Source organism: Hymenobacter sp. BT559 (assembly GCF_016427535.1).
Lineage (GTDB): Bacteria > Bacteroidota > Bacteroidia > Cytophagales > Hymenobacteraceae > Hymenobacter.
Map to the genome: position 1 here is coordinate 393573 of NZ_JAELXV010000006.1, position 20892 is coordinate 414464.

At 59.8% G+C, this 20892-nt stretch carries 15 protein-coding genes; 7 read left to right on the forward strand and 8 right to left on the reverse strand.

Annotation, left to right across the window (positions count from 1 at the left end; translation table 11 throughout):
* The first annotated feature begins 123 nt into the window (after positions 1-123).
* Both JAO77_RS19730 and JAO77_RS19735 read left to right on the forward strand, forming a co-directional pair.
* Positions 124-1563, forward strand: a complete 1440-nt coding sequence (locus JAO77_RS19730; protein WP_198992149.1) for a Gfo/Idh/MocA family protein — start codon at positions 124-126, stop codon at positions 1561-1563.
* 68 nt (positions 1564-1631) lie between these two features.
* Positions 1632-4274 carry an MGH1-like glycoside hydrolase domain-containing protein gene (locus JAO77_RS19735; protein WP_198992150.1) on the forward strand — a complete coding sequence of 881 codons (2643 nt, stop codon included), beginning with the start codon at positions 1632-1634 and terminating at the stop codon, positions 4272-4274.
* Positions 4275-4357: 83 nt separating this feature from the next.
* Here the strand turns inward: JAO77_RS19735 and JAO77_RS19740 are convergent, their stop codons facing one another.
* Both JAO77_RS19740 and JAO77_RS19745 read right to left on the reverse strand, forming a co-directional pair.
* Entirely contained in the window at positions 4358-4786 is a 429-nt protein-coding gene (locus JAO77_RS19740) for a VanZ family protein (RefSeq protein WP_198992151.1), read from the reverse strand.
* Positions 4787-5332: 546 nt separating this feature from the next.
* On the reverse strand, positions 5333-6823 hold the full coding sequence (locus JAO77_RS19745) for a GH3 auxin-responsive promoter family protein (RefSeq protein ID WP_198992152.1): 1491 nt from the start codon (positions 6821-6823) through the stop codon (positions 5333-5335).
* Positions 6824-7001: 178 nt separating this feature from the next.
* On the opposite strand from JAO77_RS19745, the gene JAO77_RS19750 reads away from it, so the two are divergent.
* The 4 genes from JAO77_RS19750 to JAO77_RS19765 all read left to right on the forward strand — a co-directional run bounded on the left by JAO77_RS19750 (position 7002) and on the right by JAO77_RS19765 (position 11220).
* Positions 7002-7433, forward strand: a complete 432-nt coding sequence (locus JAO77_RS19750; RefSeq protein WP_198992153.1) for an OsmC family peroxiredoxin — start codon at positions 7002-7004, stop codon at positions 7431-7433.
* Between the two features lie 109 nt (positions 7434-7542).
* Positions 7543-8046 (forward strand): hypothetical protein, encoded by a 504-nt coding sequence (locus JAO77_RS19755; protein ID WP_198992154.1) that lies wholly within the window; start codon positions 7543-7545, stop codon positions 8044-8046.
* A gap of 118 nt (positions 8047-8164) precedes the next feature.
* Complete coding sequence (locus tag JAO77_RS19760) at positions 8165-9388, forward strand: T9SS type A sorting domain-containing protein (protein WP_198992155.1); 1224 nt, start codon at positions 8165-8167, stop codon at positions 9386-9388.
* 95 nt (positions 9389-9483) lie between these two features.
* A complete protein-coding gene (locus tag JAO77_RS19765) occupies positions 9484-11220 on the forward strand; it encodes a phospho-sugar mutase (protein WP_198992156.1) in 1737 nt (578 codons plus the stop codon).
* A gap of 85 nt (positions 11221-11305) precedes the next feature.
* Here JAO77_RS19765 and JAO77_RS19770 read toward each other — a convergent pair whose 3' ends face one another.
* The 5 genes from JAO77_RS19770 to treA form a co-directional block, all read right to left on the reverse strand.
* Positions 11306-12112, reverse strand: coding sequence for an XRE family transcriptional regulator (locus JAO77_RS19770; RefSeq protein ID WP_198992157.1), 807 nt, complete (start codon positions 12110-12112; stop codon positions 11306-11308).
* 539 nt (positions 12113-12651) lie between these two features.
* Positions 12652-14910: a DNA helicase RecQ gene (gene recQ, locus JAO77_RS19775; protein WP_198992158.1), complete on the reverse strand. Its 2259-nt coding sequence runs from the start codon at positions 14908-14910 to the stop codon at positions 12652-12654.
* Between the two features lie 220 nt (positions 14911-15130).
* Positions 15131-16306, reverse strand: coding sequence for an alpha/beta hydrolase (locus JAO77_RS19780; RefSeq protein ID WP_198992159.1), 1176 nt, complete (start codon positions 16304-16306; stop codon positions 15131-15133).
* Positions 16307-16437: 131 nt separating this feature from the next.
* Positions 16438-17601 (reverse strand): THUMP domain-containing class I SAM-dependent RNA methyltransferase, encoded by a 1164-nt coding sequence (locus JAO77_RS19785; RefSeq protein WP_198992160.1) that lies wholly within the window; start codon positions 17599-17601, stop codon positions 16438-16440.
* 154 nt (positions 17602-17755) lie between these two features.
* Complete coding sequence (gene treA / locus JAO77_RS19790; protein ID WP_198992161.1) at positions 17756-19393, reverse strand: alpha,alpha-trehalase TreA; 1638 nt, start codon at positions 19391-19393, stop codon at positions 17756-17758.
* A gap of 195 nt (positions 19394-19588) precedes the next feature.
* On the opposite strand from treA, the gene JAO77_RS19795 reads away from it, so the two are divergent.
* Positions 19589-20140, forward strand: coding sequence for a hypothetical protein (locus tag JAO77_RS19795; protein WP_198992162.1), 552 nt, complete (start codon positions 19589-19591; stop codon positions 20138-20140).
* Positions 20141-20264: 124 nt separating this feature from the next.
* On the opposite strand, the gene JAO77_RS19800 is transcribed toward JAO77_RS19795, so the two are convergent.
* Positions 20265-20816: an RNA 2'-phosphotransferase gene (locus JAO77_RS19800; protein WP_198992163.1), complete on the reverse strand. Its 552-nt coding sequence runs from the start codon at positions 20814-20816 to the stop codon at positions 20265-20267.
* Positions 20817-20892 lie beyond the last annotated feature (76 nt).

A 20892-nucleotide genomic window follows, 5' to 3' on the forward strand; every position in this document is an offset into this window, starting at 1 on the left:
CCGCCACTTATCAAAAGTGGTAGAACCTACCACCTATAGCTAACTACCAAACCATATGAAGATTTAATGAGTATGCAAGAATAAGCACGCTTTGCGCCGCTTATCACATACCCAGTTGCTTCTATGTCCGTTACCAACGACCTGCTGAATACTGTGCTGCGCCATGCGGGCCAGGAAGTATCGCGTAAGGAATTTCTGAACTTGGCCGGGCGCGGGCTGGCGGCCAGCGTGGCAGCGGGCACCCTCGCCGCCTGCCAGGATAAGCCAACGGCAGCAGGCGCGGCGGCTACCACGCCTACTACTGGCACACCGGCCGCGCAGGTCGATGCGAGCACTACCTACACGGCGGCCGGGGGCCAGCAGGTGCCGTCGTCGGAGGCTGTGTCGCCGCCCGCCAAGGTGCCGGCAGCGGCCGACAAGCCTATCGAGTTGGAAGCGTGGAAATCGAACGTAGACCCGAAGTCGCCACCCACGCCTACCCCACTGCCGCCCGACCAGCGCGTAGGCTACGCGCTGGTCGGCTTAGGTCACCTCACGCTAGAAGAACTGCTGCCAGCGTTTGGCGAATGCAAAAAATCGAAGCCGGTGGCGCTGGTGAGCGGCTCGCCCGAGAAGCTGGCCAAAGTGGCAAAGCAGTACGGCATTAAGCCTACAAGCTGCTATAGCTACGCCGACTACGACAAGCTGAAAGACAACCCCGAGGTGCAGGCCATTTACATCGTGCTGCCCAATTCGATGCACGCCGAATACGTGATTCGGGGTGCGAAAACGGGCAAGCATATCCTCTGCGAAAAGCCGATGGCTAACTCGGCGCGCGAGTGCGAGCTGATGATAGCCGCCTGCAAAGAAGCCAAGGTGAATCTAATGATAGCCTACCGTATTCAGTACGAGCCCTATAACCGGCTGGTACGCGACATGGTGCGCGGTGAGAAGTTCGGCAAAGTCAAATATATCCAAGGGCAGAACAGCCAAAGCTCGGCCAATACAGACCACTGGCGGCACAAAAAGGCGCTGGCTGGCGGTGGCGCGCTCCCCGACATTGGCTTGTACTGCCTCAATACCAGCCGCTTCCTCCTAGGTACCGAGCCCACCGAGGTATTTGGCTACATGCACAGCACGCCCGGCAACCCGCTCTTCAAGGAAGTAGAGGAAATGATGAGCTGGCAAATGCGCTTTCCGGGTGGCATCGTGGTCGATAGCATCACGCACTATGACACCCACGATTCGCGCTTTTACCGCGTGAATGCCGAGCGCGGCTGGCTGCACCTCGACAATGGCTACGCCTACCGTGGGCAGCAGCTAAAAACTTCGCACGCCGAAGGCCCAGCCAAGATGCAAAACCAGATTATCATCGGCGCCAAAAATCAGTTTGCGGCCGAGATGGACCATTTTTCGGAGTGCATTCTAGAAAATAAGCCGCCACACACTCCCGGCGAGGAAGGCTTGCAAGACCAACGCATTATGGAGGCCATCTACCAGTCGGCCCGGGAAGGGCGCCCGGTAAAGCTATCCCCGGTAAGCGGCACCGACGTGTTTCGTGGCCCCGAGCCCAAGCTCGGCTAGGCACTACCCACTTACCCTCCTATTTTCTAATACACCGCGCCAACTCGCCAAGTAGTTGCCACCCCTCCATGACCGAGAACGAACGCCTGCATCAGCAGCACACCCAGGAGCGCAACTGGCTGCAATGGGGTCCCTACCTTAGTGAACGCCAATGGGGTACGGTACGCGAAGACTACAGTGAAGGGGGCGAAGCATGGAGCTACCTTTCGCACGAAGACGCGCCCGCTCGCACCTACCGCTGGGGCGAAGATGGCTTAGCCGGCATCTCCGACGATACTCAGACGCTATGCTTTGCCGTGGCGCTGTGGAATGGCCAGGACAACTGCTTGAAGGAGCGCCTGTTTGGCCTCACCAATGAGGAAGGCAACCACGGCGAAGACGTAAAAGAATTGTATTATTACCTTGATAATACGCCTACCCATAGCTACCAAAAGTTTCTTTATAAGTATCCGCAGGCAGCGTTTCCGTACCATCAGCTGCGCGACACCAACGCCAAACGCAAGCCTACTGAGCCTGAGTTTGAGCTACTCGACACCGGAATTTTCGACGAGAACCGCTACTTCGATGTGGCGGTGGAATATGCTAAAGCCAGTCCCACTGACCTGCTGGTGCGTCTTACTGTATCGAACCGAGGCCCCGAGGCTGCACCGCTGCACCTGCTACCCACGCTCTGGTTTCGCAATCGCTGGAGCTTCGGTGTGGAGGAGGGCCAGCCGGCAATTACGCGCCAGGCCCCGGCCACCGGGCACCACGCCGTGCTGGCGCATCACCACCGACTAGGTAGCTATACGCTGTATTTTTCGGCCACCGACACGCTGCTACTCACTCATAACGAGACTAATACTGAGCGCTTGTTTGGTACGCCCAACGCGACGGGCGCGCTGGTAAAAGATGCCTTCCACACGGCTCTACTGCCGGGTGGCGAGGCCAGCCACGCCACCCGCACTGCCGAAACGGGCACTAAAGCCGCGCCGGTGTATGAACTCAGTATCGAGCCCGGCGAGGCAGTAGAAGTACGCCTGCGCTTGAGTACCGAGTTGGGCTTAGCAGCCCCCCTAGGGGATGATTTTACGGCCATATTTGCCGACCGGCTGCGCGAGGCCGACGAGTTCTACGCCCCACTGCTGGCGGGCAGCCCACCCGAAGTAGCCGCCATGAAACGCCAGGCCTGGGCCGGCGTGCTTTGGAGCAAGCAATACTATAACTATGACGTGGCCCGCTGGCTGGCCGGCGACCCCGGCCAGCCCACCCCGCCAGCTAGCCGCGGTGAGGTGCGCAATGGCGACTGGCCCGCCTTCAAAGCCGAGCACATCATCCTGATGCCCGACAAGTGGGAATACCCCTGGTTTGCGGCCTGGGACTTAGTATTTCACTGCCTTGCGCTGGCGCCCATCGACCTCAAGTTTGCCAAAGAGCAGTGCCTACTGCTGGCTGCCACGCCCCACTTTGCCAAGCCCGATGGCTGGATACCAAGCTATGAGTTTGATTTCTCGAACACCAATCCGCCCGTGCAAGGGCAGTCGGCGTGGCTGCTGTACGAGTACGGCAAAAATGAGCTGGGTGAGTGCGACCTAGATTTTCTGCGCGAAGCACTAAGCAAGCTTCTGCCCAACCACAAGTGGTGGATGGAGCGCTTTCACCGCCACCCCGAGGAGAGCTTCAAGGGTAGCTTCCTAGGTCTTGATAACGCCAGCCTCCTCAACCGCGAGCAGGTGCCGGGCGGCGGCTACCTCAAGCAAGTTGATAGCCTATCGTGGCTGGCCGGCTACACGCTTTACCTTATGCGCGCCGCGCTGGAGCTAGCCCCCGAGGAAGCAGACTATGAGCAGCTAGCTATCAAGTTGTTTCATGATTTTGAGGCTATTGGCAGCGCGCTAGCTGAGCTGGCGGCCGAGTGCCAAGATGACCCCGAGCTAAGCCAGACTGGCTTCTACTACGACATGCTAGTGGAGCCCAACGGCCAGCGCCGCCCGGTGCCCATGCGCTCGATTCTGGGCCTGGCACCGCTCTTTGGCAAGCTAGTGCTAGAGCGCCACACGCTGGCGCATGTGCCGGCCTTTGTGGCGGCGGTCGATGACCACCTCACCAGCATGTGGGCTGCACCGCGCTACCCCACCGTGGTGCAGTCGGATGACGGCCAGCGCTGGCTGTTCAGCCTAGTGCCGCGCCAGAAGCTCGAGCAAGTCATTCCGTATTTATTTAGCGAAGAGGAGATGCTGGCGCCCAGTGGCTTCCGCTCGCTCTCGAAGGCCCACCTAGCCCAGCCCGCCACTATGGAAGTGGCCGGCGAAACCCACACCGCGGCCTACACCCCCGGCGAATCGGACACTAACGTCATGGGCGGCAACTCCAATTGGCGCGGTCCAGTATGGCTGCCGCTCAATTTTGTGCTGCTATTGGCCCTAAACCGGCTTTGCCAGTTTTACGGCGATACCCTAGGGCCAGTGGAGCTGCCCACCGGCTCGGGCCACCACGTGCCCTTAAGCGAAGCCGTAGCCGAATTGGCCAAGCGCATGCAGTCGCCTTTCTTACCCGATGCCCAGGGCCGTCGCCCGGCTCACGGCAACGACCTGCGTTACGCCACCGACCCGCACTTCCGCGACTTGCTGCTCTTTCACGAGTATATCGACGGCGACACCGGCCGGGGCTGCGGCGCCAGCCACCAAACCGGCTGGACGGCCCTCGTAACGCTGCTAGAGTATTTTATGTAGACCCCTGGCAAGTTGCTAGCCAAAATAGGCTTGCACAATTCGATTGCGCCTACGCCAAGCAGCGTAGCCTAGGCATATCTAGGCTACGCTGCTTGACGCGAGCTGCTACCCCGGCGCAACAGCCAATAGCCCACCGGCAACACGGCAACTAGGGCCAGGCCAATAGCCGCGCCAACCGCGCCCCACGCAATGTCAGCCATGTCAAACGAGCGGTAGGCCCGGAAGTACTGGCCGGCTTCGGCCAATATTACGAGCACGAGAAGCAGTACCCACGCCACCAGCCACTGCCACCAGGGCCGCCGCTGCCACGCCAGCTGCCCGCCCACTACTAGACCTAGGGCCACCAGCGGCACGGCCGTACGAATAGTATCGTTTTCTTGCTTATCGGCCCAATGTGCCACCGACGGCGGAATAAACCACACGTAGCCCATTGAGGGGCTCGAGCGCCAGCTTAGGTATAATACCAGGCCCGCTCCTATTATCACCAAGAAGTAATACAACAAACGATTCATACACTACTAGGGCATCAATCACTTTGGTGCCTGATTTAAATAGATTATGCCGAGTTAGATAGCGCTAGCTCAGAAGCGAAGTACCCCTAAACGACAAACACGCCATTGGGTTGGTTGCAGACGTCGGATTGGTCTAGCGCCACGTTGCTAGTAGATGCAGGGCACGGCTTAATGTAGCCCTTCTTACTTCATAGCTTTAGCACAAAATCTTTGTAGTGAGCTTTTTTACTAAGGCAAGCTCACCGAAAGCAAAATAGTAAGGCGCTTACGAAGGCACTAGTGAGGACACTGGCCACTAGCAGCCAGGCTGTTTTGCGTAAACTAAAACTTCCTCTGACCTTTCTCCAAGTCAGCGCTTTTACGACCAGCCACCAAAACCCACTCCTACTAGCCCCACCCCGCTAGCGAAGGCAAATCGCAGTGCCAGGGTCCACCATAAGTGCTGCCTGAGTAGCTCCTGGTGCTGCTCTTGGCTACCGATATAGAATAGTCCTGCGCCAGCAGTTAGTAGCACTAGCAGCAACCCAGTTAGGACGCTTATAACTTTCACTGTCGTAGCCCTTCGGCCAGTGTCCGGTCATTGCCCAGCCTAGGGACTTTGTTTTGCCCGCCCAGCTTGCCCACGCTTTTCATGTAGCGCTGAAAGGCACCGAGCGGCAGGGGCGTCAGTAGCAGCGGCACTAGAATGTTGCCCTGGCGCAGGTCGTCGTAGTAGGTATTGCGCTGGCGTAGGGCTGTGTCAAGCGCGGTAGCAAAGGCGGCCGCATTGCGCGGCGGCTGGGCAAACTCGATAAGCCACTCGTGGCGCGAGGGCTGGCTGCGGTCCTCGCTCACGAGCGGGGCCACCGTGAACTCGGTAACCTCTGTTTCGGGATGCTGGCGCACGGCCTCGCGCAGGGCAGCCTCCACTTCTTCGCCGATAACGTGCTCGCCGAAAGCCGACAAAAAGTGCTTGATGCGGCCCGTCACGACTACGCGGGGTGGGTGCAGGTCCACGAAGCGCACCGTATCGCCGAGCGAGTAGGCCCACAGGCCAGCATTGGAAGTGAGCACCAGGGCGTACTGCTTGCCTAGCTCGACTTCGCCGATGGTGAGGCGCGGCGGGTTGGGCTCGAAGAACCGCTCGGCGGGCACAAACTCGAAGAAAATGCCGCTATCGAGCCGCAGCAGCAGGCCGGGGTTGCCGGGTTGGTCCTGGAAGGCCAGGAAGCCTTCGGAGGCCGGAAACAGCTCGATACTATCGATGGGCCGGCCGATGCTTTCGAGCAAGCGGGCGCGGTAGGGCTCCATGCTCACGCCGCCCGACACGAACAGGTCGAACCTAGGAAACACCTCGCCCACCGGCCGGCCGGTGCGGGCCGTAAGGCGGTCGAAATACATTTGGACCCAAGGTGGAATGCCCGATATGAGCGTCAGGGGTTGCTCTAGGGTTTCGCGCACAATGGCGTCGAGCTTGGTTTCCCAGTCGTCGATGCAGTTGGTAGTATAGCTCGGCAGCTGATTACGGCGTAGGTAGGCCGGCACGTGGTGGTTAACGATGCCTGAGAGCCGGCCCGTCGGAATGCCGCCTACTTGCTCCAGCTCGGGCGAGCCGGATAAGAAAATCAACTTGCCATCCAAGAACCTAGGGCGGCCGGTGGCAGCTACGTAGTGCAGCAGCGCATCTTTGGCCCCGTTAATGTGGTTGCCAATGCTATCCTTAGTAATGGGGATGTACTTAGCGCCGCTGGTGGTGCCGCTGGTTTTGGCTAGGTACAGCGGGCGGCCGGGCCACAGCACATCGGGCGCGCCGGTTTTCACCTGGTCGAAGTACGACTTCAGGCCTTCGTAGTCGCGCACCGGCACACGAGCGGCCAAGTCGGCGGGCGTGTGCACGGCTCCTAGGTCGTGGGCCTGGCCAAACGTGGTATGGGCCGCCGTGCGCACTAGCGTGCGCAGCAGGCGCAGCTGGGCGGCGGCAGGGTCGCGCTGCCACTGCTGGTAGCGGTGCACGGTGTAGGCCGCCAGCGGCCGGCTCAGGGCGGCTTTTATTCCCATGGGCCACAAAACTACGCTCGTGGCCCGAGGTAGCCTAGCTTGGGTTACCCCAAGCTACTCCTTACCATTTGCTCTCGGGTTGACAATCAAATGCAACTACCACCTAGGAGTTAGCCGTATCAGTGGCCGCTGGCAGCGTTGCTGGCTGCATTTCCCCTACTATTTTTCTGTTTATCTCATGATTAACCAATTTGGCAAGGCCGAATGGCAAGGCGACATCAAAGGCCACGGCACCCTCACGACCAAAAGCAGCGTTGTGTCGGCACCCTACTCAGCCGGCTCGCGCTTTCAGGGCGAAAAAGGCACTAATCCCGAGGAACTGATTGGCGCGGCCCACGCCGGCTGCTACACTATGTTCCTGAGCAATGTACTCGGCCAGCACGGCCACACGGTGGAGAGCCTGACCACGACCTCGACCGTGACGCTGGACCCTAGCCAGAACCCACCCAAAATCACCAAAATCCACGTCAGCACCGAGGGCAAGGTGACAGGGGGCAACATCACTCCCGAAGACTTTCAGAAGCACGCCGAGTTTGCTAAGGCCAACTGCCCCGTGTCGCAAGTGCTGAGCGCCGTGCCCGAAATGACGCTGGAAGCCAAGCTTTCGTAAGTAGTTGTTACTGGTTAGTTGTTAACAGTTAATGACTTCAATTGCTTATTTACTAGCACATTATGCCATCAACCATTAACAACTAACCATTAACCATTACTTTTGCCCTATGCCCACTGGTACTACTCGCATTCGCCTACGCCCCGCCAACTCCTCGCGCCTCTCGTTTGGTGTGCAGATTTCGTTGGTTCTCTTTGCCATTGCCTACGCCTCGCTGATGCTGCGCAACGCCCCAGATGGGCATGAGTATTACTGGCTACACTATATTTTTCTAACTATTTGCGCGGCGTACCTAGGGTTTATTCTAGTGCACAATGCGCCGGTATTCGGCACCCAGAGCTACTTCGAGTTTGCCCCCGGCTACCTGGTGCACAAGGCGGGCCTGTTTCGGGCCAAGCAAGTATTTGCCGCCGAAAATATGAGCCAGCTAGAGCTACTAGCCCGCCAGCTGCGCGTGCGCCTCAAAGACGGCGACATCCACGTGCTGAACATGCGCGAGGTGCGCGGCACCCGCCGCCGGGCACTGCTGCGCGGCCAGCTCGAAAGCTTTGCCCAGCGCTACGGCGTGGCACTGCGCGAGGAGGCTCCGGCCGCCCCCACCAAGCGCAAATAGCGCCTGCCCGGCTTGGCCTAACCCCAACAAGGTAAGTACCTTGCCGCCCCAAACGCCGGCGCCGGCGAGGGCACCTTGTTTTATTTCTGTTCGGATGCTGGCCAGATTTCTTTCCCCTTTGCTGCTGCTCGCCGCAGTAGCGGCACCTAGGGCCCACGCCCAAAGCGGCTGCCCCGACCCGCAGGCGACCAACTACACCCCCGGCGCTACCACCAACGACGGCTCGTGCCAGTACGCGCCCACCAGCAGTGCCCTGCCCCTCAAAACCCAGCTGGCCGACGAGGTAGCCGAGACCTCGGGCCTGCTCTACACTGGCGGCAAGCTCTGGACGCTCAACGACAGCGGCAATACGCCCGTGCTGTTTCGGCTCGACTCTACTAGCGGGCGCGTGGTGCAGCAGGTGCGGCTCAGCAATTTCAACAACGTAGATTGGGAAGACCTGACCGCCGATGCGCGCTACGTGTATGTAGGCGACTTTGGCAATAACAACGGCGACCGGCGCGACCTCCGCATTTTGCGGGTAGCCCAAGCCGACCTAGGGCCCGCCGCTACTACGGCCACGGCCGAAGCCATTGACTTCAGCTACCCCGACCAGACGGATTTTACGCCCCGCACCAACCAGCACAACTACGACTGCGAAGCCTTTTTCTTCGCCAATGACTCGCTGCACCTATTCACCAAGAACTGGGCTGACCTGCAAACGCGCTACTACACCGTGCCCGCTCAGCCCGGCACCCACGTAGCGCGCCTCAAGGGCACTCTTAATGTAAACGGGCTGATAACTGCCGCCGCTCGCAACGCGGCCGGCAACGTGGCGGGCCTGCTCGGCTACAGCACCCGCGATGGTGCCACCTTCGTGTGGCTGCTGTCGGGCTACCGAGGTACGGGCTTTTTGCAAGCTAACAAGCGCCGCATCGAGCTGCCCAACGCGCTGTTAATTGGGCAAGCCGAAGGGCTGTGCTTTGTGAGCAATACCCGCGCGTTTGTGTCGAATGAGCGCTTTAGCAACATCTTGGTCAATGTGCCACCGCAGCTCTACAGCCTGCGGCTCGGCAACCTTTTACCCGCCAGCGTACTGGCCACAAAAAATGCGGCGGCCAGCAAGGTAGCGTTTAGCGCTGTGCCCAACCCCACCTCCCATACCCTACGCGTGACGCGCACCAGCAGCGAAGCCGCGCGGCTAGTGCTCTACGACTTGCTGGGCCGGGTACTGCTGACTGCCGCCCTACCCGCTGGGCACCTTACCCAAACCCTGGACCTAGGCACCGTGGCCGAGGGACAATACTCGCTGCAGCTCGAATCGAGCCGGGGGGTATACTCCCAAAAAGTTGTGGTGCAGTAGCACCTAGGCGGCCGATGGGCCCGCTCGTTCGCTTTCGAACAACCTTGTTTTCTTTACGGCCGTTTGTGGCCCTACTCACTCCACCTTCTTTCTTCATGTCACTCTCCCCCGACGTTCAGCAGCGCATCAGCACCTGGCTCTCGCCCGCCTACGATGCTGACACCCAAGCCGAAATCAAGCAGCTCCAAACCAGCGGCCAAGACGATACCCTCAACGATGCTTTCTACCGCTCGCTGGAGTTTGGTACCGGTGGCCTGCGCGGCGTAATGGGCGCGGGCTCGAACCGCATGAACCGCTACACGCTGGGCATGGCTACCCAGGGCCTGTGCAACTACCTCAAGCAAAGCTTTGCCGACCAGGAAATTAAAGTGGCCATCGCCCACGACTCGCGCAACAACTCGCGCAAGTTTGCCGAAATCGTAGCCGGCGTTTTTTCGGGCAACGGCATCACCGTTTACTTGTTTGAAGACCTGCGCCCCACGCCCGAGCTGTCGTTTGCCATTCGGCACCTAGGCTGCCAGAGCGGCTGCGTTATCACGGCCTCGCACAACCCTAAAGAGTACAACGGCTTTAAGGTATACTGGAATGACGGCGCGCAAATCGTAGCGCCGCACGACAAGAACATCATCGCGGAGGTCAATAAAATCACCGACGTAAACGAGGTAGCTTTTAATGCTGACCCCAGTCGCATCCACCTCATCGGCCAGGAAATTGACGATGCTTACATCGCCCAGGTAAAGCAGCTGAGCATCAACCCGGCCGCTATTCAGCAGCAACACGACCTAGGCATCGTGTACACGCCCATCCACGGCTCGGGCATCAAGCTGGTACCACCAGCGCTGGCTGCCTTCGGCTTCACCAACGTGAGCGTGGTAGAGGCCCAGGCCACGCCCGATGGCAACTTCCCCACCGTGCAGTCGCCCAACCCTGAGGAGAAGTCGGCCATGCAGCTGGCCCTCGACCAGGCCAAGGCCCAAAACGCCGACATCGTACTCGCCACTGACCCCGACGCTGACCGCGTGGGTGTGGGCGTGAAAAACAGCAAAGGCGAATGGGTGCTGCTCAATGGCAACCAAACCGCCGCGCTGCTCACGCACTACATCCTGTCGGCCCGCGAAAAGGCCGGTAAGCGCCAGCCTAACGACTTCATTGTGTACACCATCGTTACCAGTGAAATCCTAGGAGATATCGCGCAGCGCTACGGCGTAACGTACTACCGCACACTCACGGGCTTTAAGTATATCGCGGGCCTCATCCGCGAGCTGGGCGCCGAGCAGAACTACATCTGCGGTGGCGAAGAAAGCTACGGCTTCCTCATCGGCGACTTCGTGCGCGACAAAGATGCCGTATCGGCTTGCGCGCTGGTAGCCGAAATGGCTGCCGTGGCCAAAAGCCAGGGCCGTACCCTCTACGAGGAAATGGAGAAGATGTACGCCGAGTACGGTCTCTACGTCGAAGACCTTATCTCCTTAACCAAGAAGGGCCAGCGTGGTGCCGAAGAAATCCAGGAAATGATGGTGGAGCTGCGCAAAAACCCGCCGGCTACCCTCGCCGGCTCGCCCGTAGTAGAGGTACGCGACTACCAGACCGGCCAAATTAAAAACCTGCGCACCGGCGTGGAAGAAAGCACCGGCGTCGAAAGCTCCAACGTGCTTCAGTTCATCACCGAGGCTGGCGACAAAATTTCGGCTCGCCCCAGCGGCACCGAGCCCAAGATTAAGTTCTACTTCAGCGTGAAGGAGCCCCTGGGTTCGGTAGCTGATTTCGAGCCTACTCAAAAACGCGCCCACGAGAAAATTCAGCGCATCATCGACGAAATGCAGTTGAAATAAGTACCTAGGTACCCCAACAAAAAAGCCTCCCGCACGCTGCGGGAGGCTTTTTTGTTGGGGTAGCAGCTTGAGCACCCTAGGGCACCTAGGCGCGCTGCAACTGCATGGTCTTCACCTGCTGAGTGAGGTCCATCACGAGGCCCGCCAAGTGTTCCAGCGATACGCCGCCAATGGGGAACGTGCTGCTGATGTAGCTCTTAGCCTCCCAAATTTCGAGCACGTCCTCAGCCTTCAGGTCGTAGGGCGTGTAGCTGGGGTTATCCGAGTGCAGGCCAAACAAGGCATTTTGCTTCAGCTTGTTATACAAGCGCTTGAACACGATGCCGTCTTTCTGGCTTACCACGATGCAGGGCGTGCCATCCTTGATGGTGGCCCAATCGTCAACGTAGCGGCCCACAATGGTAGTGCCGCTAGTGAGCGGCAGCATCGAGTCACCGGCTATTTCGAAGGCGCGGTAAGTGCCCGTGCTCGGCAGCATCGGCAACCGGAAGCGGGGCAGCTCCTCAATAAACTCGCGGTCGGCGTAGCCATTGAGGTAGCCCGCGGCTGCCTTCAGCGGTACTAGCTCTATGTTTTCTTTCTCATCGGCCCCTACCGTGAAGGCCAGCACCCGCAGCGGTTTTTCTTCGGGCAGCGCTTCGGTAAGCGGACCCGCCTCGCGCAGGGCGGCGGCGGTTTTGGCATTCTTTTTCTTCGTAAAGTCGGTAGTAGCCAGCGAATCGAGCGGAATATTGAACAGGCGGGCCATGTTCACGAGCGTGGCCAGGCGCGGCTCGGCGCGGCCTTCTTCATAGGCCCCCACCAGCGAGCGCTTGATATTCAGCTTATCAGCTAGTTGCGCCTGCGTCAAGCCCAGCTCACGGCGCCAAAATTTTAAATTGGTATTAATCATGATTAGTAGAAGGCAAGGAGGGAGAAATGCCCAACGCGACGGGCTGACGACGCACACTTTTCAGCAACACAAGGCGCAAGTTACTAATTCCATTAGACTTGCCAACATGATTGGGGAGTATTTTATTATGGCTATTGCTTATTGACTTCCAAAGCTCTCCTAGGTAGGCCCGCTTTTAAAGAGTAGCCAAGAGCGAAAGCTATCTACTCCGGTTGAACTTGAGCATGGTAGTCCGCCGCTTGTTGGGTTGCTCCACGCTCCAACTTGCATGGACTATCTAAGCACGACTAATAAGCGGCTTACCGAGCCCCTACACCCATAAGCCAACTATTCCAGATGCCACGAAGAAGCTCTGTAGCAAGGGGAACAAATGTTCTATTTCACCACGAACTGGCAGCAACTTCTTACACAGTATTTCAAGCCTAATGTGGCTGGTCAGCCGTTTGCGGTTTACGAGCAAGCCATCTTCTGTAGTGGCCAGTTGGGTATACCCCGCACAGGATACCTCTGGTAAAATTCCAGTTCGCGTTCACAGCGGATTACCGCCCACGTTGCGCCCGGATGCTCGCCAGCCGCAGCTGAAAATAATCGTACTTTTCGCGCAAGTGGTCGAATAGGTCGCGCAGGGCGGGGGTGCCACCGAGCTGCTTACGCGCGGTTTCGATTTCGAACAAGTCCGAATCAGACAGAAAATCCTGCAAGCGTAGGTCGAGGCCCTTGGCGTACGCTTTTTCGAGGTGGCTGCGCACGGTGCCCACTACCAAGCCGCGCTGCTCGGCTATCTGGTCGGGCGTGAGGCCCTGGCGGTGCAGCTGGAAAGTCGTGTCTTCGGAAGGATTAGCGTCGCGCTCGGTCGGTTTTTTAGCGGCCCGGGGTGCGGGCGCGAAGTCGTCGCTGAACGGCGGCACGCTGGGTAGCTCGTCGGCCTCGTCCTCGGCGGGTACCGAGCGCGGGGTGCCGTGCTGCAAAATAGCCTCGATGAACACCTCGCCGTAGGTCTCGAATTTCTTCATGCCCACACCCGATACCGAGAGCATCGCCACGCGGCTGGTGGGCTGCTCGCGGGCCATTTCCTGCAAAGTCGTGTCGGTGAACACCACATAGGGCGGCACGCCCTGCTCATCGGCAATTTGCTTGCGGAGCTGGCGCAGGCCTTCGAAGAGGCGCGCCTCAGGCGAGCCAGCGCTGGCGGCAGCGGCTTCGGCAGCGGCTTTTTTGCTGGCGCGGGTAGTCTTTTCTGCCTTCTCGGCCGGCTGAAATTTCTTAAGCGATACCGGCAGCTGACCCTTTAACACCTGCTGGCCGCGCTCCGTGATTTTGAGGGCGTATCCTTCCTCGTAGGCGATGTAAAACAGGCCGTCGTTGAGCATCTGGTGCACGTAGCTGTACCAGTCGAGGTAGGGCAGGTCGTTGCCCGCGCCGTAGGTTTTGAGCTGGTCGTAGCCGTGTTGCAGCACCGCCTGGTTGCGCATACCGCGCAAAATGTCAATCAGTAAGTTTATCGCCACGCGCTGCTGGGTGCGGGCGCTGGCCGAAAGGGCTTTTTGAGCCAGTAGCGTGCCATCGAACGTAGTGGGCGGGTTGCGGCAGATATCGCAGTTGTTGCAGTCGTGCCCTAGGTCCTCCGAGAAGTAGTGCAGCAAGATGCGGCGGCGGCAGCTGGCGGCTTCCGCAAACTGCTGCATGCGCTCTAGCTTGGCTTGGTTGAGCTGGGCCTGGCGCGGGGGCACGTCCTTAGTCACCATCTCGCGCATCGACATCACGTCGGCGAAGCTGTAGAACAGGATGGCCGTAGCAGGACCACCATCGCGGCCGGCGCGGCCGATTTCTTGGTAGTAGCCCTCGATGTTTTTGGGCAGGTTGTAGTGCATCACCCAGCGCACGTTGCTCTTGTCGATGCCCATGCCAAAGGCGATGGTAGCCACAATCACCTGCACGTCATCTTGCAGAAACTTCTCCTGAGCTTCGGCGCGCTGATTGGGCGTCATGCCGGCGTGGTAATAGCCGGCTTTGATGCCCTTTTGCTGGAGCTTTTGGGCGACGGTTTCGCAGGTTTTGCGCGAGAGGCAATAGATGATACCCGCATCGCCGGAGTGGCGGCCAATGAAGTCGAGAATCTGACCTAGGCGGTCCTGCCCCGGGCGCACCACGAGGTTGATGTTGGGGCGGTCGAAGCTGGAGAGGAAAACCCTGGGCTCGTGCAGGTTGAGCTGGGTTTTGATATCGCGCTGGGTGAGGCGGTCGGCCGTGGCCGTGAGGGCGATGATGGGCGTGCTCGGGAAGTGCTGCCGCAGCGCGCCGAGCTGCGTGTACTCGGGGCGAAAATCGTGGCCCCAGGAGGAAATACAGTGCGCCTCGTCAATGGCGAACATGCTGACGTTGAGCCGCTTCAAAAACTGCAAAAAACCTTCACCGAGCAGCTTCTCGGGGCTGACGTACAGCAGCTTGAGGTGCCCGCTGAGCGCGGCCCGTGTGATATCGGTAGACTCGCTTTGGCTGACGCTGCTGTTGATGTAGGCCGCCACGATGCCGTTGGCTTTCAGGGCCTCCACCTGGTCTTTCATGAGCGCGATGAGCGGCGACACTACCACGCACACGCCCTCACTTACCACGGCCGGAATCTGAAAGCAGACGCTTTTGCCGCCCCCGGTGGGCATGAGCACCACCGTATCCTGGCCCCCTAGGATGCTCTGGATAATGTCGCCCTGCATGGGGCGAAAATTATCGTAGCCGTAGTAGCGCTTGAGCGCTTGGCGGGCAGCGGTGAGAGCGGGAGCAGAGGCGGTAGCAGCAGACATAAGGCACTTTCAGTCGAGAGATTAAAATAACAATCGGCCCCACGAAGTTCCAAAGAATTTAGCCAACGTAAGCCCAGCCGGCTGCTCGCATTGGCCTAGGTAGCCAACGAACCATTGAGAGCAGCCTTTTATTCAGGACAAAAGCTTCCTAACTAAAAACAAAAAAAGCGGCACCTTAAGCAGGTGCCGCTTTCTTACAAGCTGTTCAAAACTAGTTTTCTTATTTGAGGGCGCTTTTCAGTCCTTCTACCGCAAAAGCCTGGGCCTGTTTAGCCTCGGGCACTACGGCAGCCATGCCGAAAAACTCGTGGGTTACACCGTCGTAGTTCTTATACTGCACCGATACGCCGGCTTTTTGCAGGTTGTCGGCCAGCATCTTGCCTTCGCTCATCAGGGGGTCATACTGGGCCGTGACGATGGTAGCGGCGGGCAGACCTTTAAGGTTGGCGTGCACGAGGTCAATCATTGGGCTCTTGCCATCGGCCGGGGTGCGCAGGTAGTATTTGAAGAACCAAGCCATCAGGTCTTTGTTGAGCGGCTTAGTCTGAGTGTTGGCCAGGTACGAGGGGGTGTTCAGGTCGTAGCCCGCAATAGGGTACACAATGAGCTGATACTTGGGCAGGGCTACTTTTTTGTCGCGGGCCATCATGCTCACGGCGCAGGCAAGGTTGCCACCGGCACTTTCGCCGGCTACAGCAATCTTGTTGGGGTCGCCCTTAATACTGGCGGCGTTTTTCACTACCCACTGGTAGGCGGCGAAGCTGTCGTTGTGGGCGGTCGGGAATTTAAACTCTGGTGCCTGACGATACGCCACCGACACCACCACGGCGCCCGTTTGCTCGCTGAGGGCGCGCACCGAGGCGTCGTAGGTATCGAGGTTGGCAATTACCCAGCCACCGCCGTGGTAATACACGATAACCGGGTAGGATGCCGCGCCCGTCTTGGGCGTGTACACGCGCACCTTCACGCCGGGTGCCACCGTGCGGCTCATGGTATCGGCCGTAGCGGGGGGCGTGGAGATGTTAAACTTTTTCATGGTCGTCATGGCCGCATCGGCGGCGCTGGGGGCTTTGCGGGCCTCCTGGGGCGTCATTTGGGCCATCGGCTTGGCAGTGGGGCCACCGCTCAGCGAGTCGAGCGCCTCGATAACAGCCTGCATCTCGGGGTGGATGCCGGGCGCCCAAGTGGGCTTAGGCTTACTCGGCGTCACGGGCTTAGGCGCAGTGCTGACCGTGGCGGCTGCATCGGGGCGAGCAGCCCCGGTGGCTGCGGTAGAATCGGCGGTGGCTGTGGTAGCCGTATCGGTGGTGGTTTGGCTGCTGCTACAAGCGGCTAGCAAACCTAGGGCTGCTACTGGCGCGGCCCAGCGGGCAGTGCCTTGGAAGAAAGAAAGCATTAGCTACGGAGGTGTTTATAGTGGTAGCCGCTGCTTACGCGTAGCCGAACCATAAGTTACCAATCGGCCTATTAGCAAGGGTATTGCTAACGGGGTTTCCGCACGTTACTTTCTTCCAAGGCACTTACCATCTACGTTGTAGCTGGCTGCACCCGCCGCGACCCGCGGTACAGCTCATACTTCAGCAGCCGGCAGTCTATCGGCCCGTTGAAGAGCGGAATCCGCCGCGACACTTTCAGGCCGATGCTCTTCGCCGCTTCTAGGTTACCCGTAAAGATGAACGCCTCGTAGCCCTGGAAATTCGTTTTCAGCGCGTCGCCAATCGTTTTATACAAAGCGTCCATCTGGGCCTCCTCCCCTATTCGCTCGCCGTAGGGCGGGTTCGTGATGACAAGGCCGGCCCCTAGGTCCTTGGGCGGCTGCGCGTCGCGCACGTCGCGCACGCTCAGCCGAATGCACTCGTCGAGGCCGGCAGCCTCAATGTTGGCGGCGGCTTGGTCAAGTACCCTAGGGTCGAGGTCGGAGCCGGCGAGGTAGGCCTGCGGCTCTTCGATGCGCTGGTCCTTAGCTTCTTGGCGCAGCTGCTGCCACAGCGTGGCGTCGAAGTCGGGCCAGTTTTCGAAGCCGAACTTGCCCTGGTGAAACAGGCCAGGCGCGATGCGCTGAGCCAGCAGCCCCGCCTCGGTGAGGATGGTGGCCGAGCCGCACATGGGGTCGATGAGCGGACTTTTCTGGTCCCAGCCGCTCAGCAAAACGAGGCCAGCGGCCAGCACCTCGTTGAGGGGCGCCTCATTGGTGCCCTGGCGGTAGCCGCGGCGGTGCAGCGAGTCGCCAGCCGCGTCAAGGCTCAGGATAACCTCGTTTTCGAGCATGCGCAGGTGAATGCGGATGTCGGGGTTTTTGGTATCGATGCTGGGGCGCGCGCCGGTGCGCTCCCGAAACTGGTCCACGATGGCGTCTTTGGTGAGCTGGGCCACGTAGAGCGAGTGCTCGAAACTCGACTTGTTGACCACGGCCGTGATGGCAAACGTCTGGCCCGGGGCGATGTAGCGGCTCCAATCGATGTGGTACACCTCGTCGTAGAGCGCGCGCTCGTCGGGGGCGTAGAAGTCGGCGAAGGGGCGCAGCAGGCGCATAGCCGTGCGGCTCCAGAGGATGGTATTGTAAAGCAGCTTTTTGTCGCCGCTAAACTCGACGGCGCGGCTGCCCACGTGGTCGATGGTGGCGCCGAGTTGGCTCAATTCCTCAGCCAGCACTTCTTCGAGGCCAAACTGGGTGGTGGCGGTTAGGTACATGCCACAAAGGTCGGGGCTAGGGCAGTACCTGGCCGCTACTTTTTATCTAGCCCGCTACATATAGCCATCGCCATCTTGCCTAGCCAAGCCACAAATGGCCAAACCGGACCCAGTACTCTATTCGGCATAGCACATTGGACAAGAGAGCCAGCTCTTACTTGCCAGCTTTCTTCTCCTCGTTCAGCAGCGTTAATAGCACGCCGTTGGTCCAGCCAAAGCCATCTTGCAGGGGGTACTCGCCGCCGCCGGCTAGCAGGCCGGTGTTTTCGACGTTGTATTTCTCCAGCAGCTTGCCGGTTTGGTTAAACACGCGCACGTTGAGGCGCGTCCAGCGGTGCGCCACGGTGTCGGCGAGGGCGGTTTGCTGGTAGCGGCGCAGGCCCACAATGGAGAGGTATTCGAGCGGGGCCCAGGCATTGGGGGCGTCCCACTGCTGGCCGCTGGGGTTGGTAGTGGTGAGCAGGCCGCCGGGGCGCAAAAACTCATTTTGAAGGTGCGAAGCTACTTTTTTAGCTTGGTCGGGCGTGGCAACGCCAAAGGCCAACGGGAATACGCCCGCCAGGGTGTGCACCGGCGAAGGGCGACGCTGCGGCAGGTCATAATCAACATAAAAGCCCGCCTTGGCATCCCAGCAGTAGCGCCGGATGGCGGCGGCCCGCGCCTGCCCGGCCTGCCGAAACTGCTTGGCCTCGGTTGAGTCGCCAGCCTGGCGGGCAGCGGCACCTAGGGTTTGCTCTAGGGTTAGCAGCAGGCAGTTGAGGTCCACGGGCACGAGGCTGGTGGTGCGGATGGTTTCGAGACCCTGGCCGGGCACAAACCAGCGCGAGCTAAAATCCCAGCCCGACGCGGCGGCGGCGCGCACGTTGCGGTAAAACTCGGAGGTGTGCTGCCGGGTCTTTCGCGCAGCCTCCACGTCTTCGCGGTACGACTCTTCGCGGGGCTGGTCGCTATCGTCCCAGTAGCGGCTGAGCGGCTCGCCGCCGGGCATGCGCACGGTGCGGCCAGCGGCGGTGCCGGGCGCTAGCTTATTGCCGCCGCTAGTCCAGTAGTCGTATTCGCGCTTGAGTTGGGGCCTGAATTGCTGCACGGCTTGGCTACTAGCACCTTCGGCCTGGGCCAAGAGCTGCACCATGAGGGCAAAAAACGGCGGCTGCGAGCGCGTGAGGTAGTAGGTACGGCTGCCGTTGGGCACGTGCCCGTAGCGGTCGATGAGGTAAGCAAAGTTGGCCACCATATCGCGCAGCAGGGCCGTACGGCCCGCCTGGCGCAAGCCCAGCATTGTGAAGTACGAATCCCAGTAGTAAATCTCACGAAAGCGCCCACCCGGCACCAGGTAGGGGCGCGGCAGCGGTAGCAACGACGAGTACTGCGCGGCCTCGGCCTGCCCGGGGCGCCGCAGCACCGTCCAGAGGGTATCTAGGTGGGCCCGGATGCCGGCCTTCACGTCGCTACGATACACGTCGGTAGCGGCTATGGGCGGCTTGAAGTACTGCCCCAAAAAGGCTTTCAGGTCGAAGCCCGGCTGGGTGCGCTGGCGCTCGTAGGCAGCCACTATCTCGGCGGGCGGGGCGGTGGGCAGGGCGTCTACAAAGGTCTTATTATCTGCATATACCCGGCCCAGCTGCACGGCCTCAAACAAGCCCGGGTAGAGCTGGCGCGGCGTGGGCAACGTGGGCATATTCAGGCTGCCGGGCAGCTTGACAGTAGCGGCGCTTTGGGCGGGTGAAGCGGGGTGCTGGGCGGCCGCAGAGCCAGCTACGGCAAGCAGGCTACCTAGGAGGAAGTACTTCATGAAACTACGGGGTGGGACGAGCACATCAGTACGTGGCTAGCGGCCCTGGAGGTGGCCCGCCACGCTTACCTGTGCAAAGTAGCAGCTGGCCTGCCAGGCTGGCCACTTAGTCGAAAAAGCTGAGCCTTAAGCGCCCTAGGTGCTTATATTTGTACTTATCAAAAAAATACTCATTTTATTATTCATAAATAGTATATGCACAACCTCATCCTCAAAAAGCACTATTTATTTTTGTTCGCTTTCTTGCTAGTAGGCGCCAGCAGCTGCAAAAAAATTATGAGCTTGCTCAGCTTTCAGGTCAACGACTCCAGCACATTTACCGTGCCCGGCACTCCGTTCTTGACAGGAGCTACCGTCAACTTTCCGGTCGTGACGGTGGCCACTACCTCGCAGAGCACTTACAAGAACAACAACACGTCGGCCGACTATGTGCAGGACGTGACCCTCGACCGCCTGACACTCACGGTGAGCAACCCGAGTACGCAGAACTTTGACTTCCTGAAAAGCATCAGCATCTACATCGCCACCGATGCCGCGGGCTCTAATAAAGTACTGCTGGCCTCGCTAGCCACCGTACCCACGGGCCAAACGAGCATCAGTCTCACGCCGGCCGGCAACAAGCTCGACATGTATCTGAAGAACAGCTCCTACACACTCACCACCAACGCCGAGCTGGCCCAGACGCTACGCCAGAATACCGACGTGCGCGCCGATTCGCGCTTTACCGTGCACGCCAAATTGCCCTAGGTGCAGGTTTGGCCGCCAAGTGCCAGCAAAAGGGGGCAGGGAACGTTGTTCCCTGCCCCCTTTTGCTTAGAAGTTATTTTCAAGTAGTTGGCATGCCCATTTAGCCAGCTCTGACTTTTGTATCTCAATCAGCTAATTCGCGCAGGTACTGCGGCGGCACGGTATCAACCAGCCACACACCGTTGCCGGAGCGGTAAAACACGCCGCCCGCCGCGTGCAGCGCGGCGGCATCTACGGCGAGCAGCGTGGGCCGGCCACGGCGCTGGCCCACGCGCCGGGCGGTGGCCTCATCGGGCGAGAGGTGCACGTGGTGGCGGCTCATCTTCTGCAAGCCCACTGCCCGGATGGCGGGCAGCGCGGCCGGCACCGTGCCGTGGTAGAGCACGGCGGGCGGCTCGGCCGGCGTCAGCTGCAAATCGACTTCTACGCTGTGGCCCTGCTGCGCCCGCAGGCGCTGGCCAGCTTCGTCAAAGGAAAAGCGCTGCTTGTCGTTGTCTTCGACTAGGTCTTCTAGTTCGTCGCGGGTGAGCGGGTGGCCATGGGCGGCGCAGGCGGCCAGCAGGTCGGCCACGTTGACCCAGCCGCCTGCTTGCAGCGTGAGGCCGATGGCCTGGGGCTGGTGGCGTAGGTGCTGGCTAAGAAATTTGCTGAGGCGGGTGGTGGCTTTGGCGTCCATACAGCGAATGTAGCGCCGGCTTCTAGTCCGCACGTGCGCTACGGCAAGCCGACTCTCCCGGGCTGAAAGTCGGCGC

Coding starts and splice junctions, on each gene's coding strand:
- JAO77_RS19730 (WP_198992149.1), top strand. CDS start 124: ATGTCCGTTACCAACGACCTGCTGAATACTGTGCTGCGCCATGCGGGC.
- JAO77_RS19735 (WP_198992150.1), top strand. CDS start 1,632: ATGACCGAGAACGAACGCCTGCATCAGCAGCACACCCAGGAGCGCAAC.
- JAO77_RS19740 (WP_198992151.1), bottom strand. CDS start 4,786: ATGAATCGTTTGTTGTATTACTTCTTGGTGATAATAGGAGCGGGCCTG.
- JAO77_RS19745 (WP_198992152.1), bottom strand. CDS start 6,823: ATGGGAATAAAAGCCGCCCTGAGCCGGCCGCTGGCGGCCTACACCGTG.
- JAO77_RS19750 (WP_198992153.1), top strand. CDS start 7,002: ATGATTAACCAATTTGGCAAGGCCGAATGGCAAGGCGACATCAAAGGC.
- JAO77_RS19755 (WP_198992154.1), top strand. CDS start 7,543: ATGCCCACTGGTACTACTCGCATTCGCCTACGCCCCGCCAACTCCTCG.
- JAO77_RS19765 (WP_198992156.1), top strand. CDS start 9,484: ATGTCACTCTCCCCCGACGTTCAGCAGCGCATCAGCACCTGGCTCTCG.
- JAO77_RS19770 (WP_198992157.1), bottom strand. CDS start 12,112: ATGATTAATACCAATTTAAAATTTTGGCGCCGTGAGCTGGGCTTGACG.
- recQ (WP_198992158.1), bottom strand. CDS start 14,910: ATGTCTGCTGCTACCGCCTCTGCTCCCGCTCTCACCGCTGCCCGCCAA.
- JAO77_RS19780 (WP_198992159.1), bottom strand. CDS start 16,306: ATGCTTTCTTTCTTCCAAGGCACTGCCCGCTGGGCCGCGCCAGTAGCA.
- JAO77_RS19785 (WP_198992160.1), bottom strand. CDS start 17,601: ATGTACCTAACCGCCACCACCCAGTTTGGCCTCGAAGAAGTGCTGGCT.
- treA (WP_198992161.1), bottom strand. CDS start 19,393: ATGAAGTACTTCCTCCTAGGTAGCCTGCTTGCCGTAGCTGGCTCTGCG.
- JAO77_RS19795 (WP_198992162.1), top strand. CDS start 19,589: ATGCACAACCTCATCCTCAAAAAGCACTATTTATTTTTGTTCGCTTTC.
- JAO77_RS19800 (WP_198992163.1), bottom strand. CDS start 20,816: ATGGACGCCAAAGCCACCACCCGCCTCAGCAAATTTCTTAGCCAGCAC.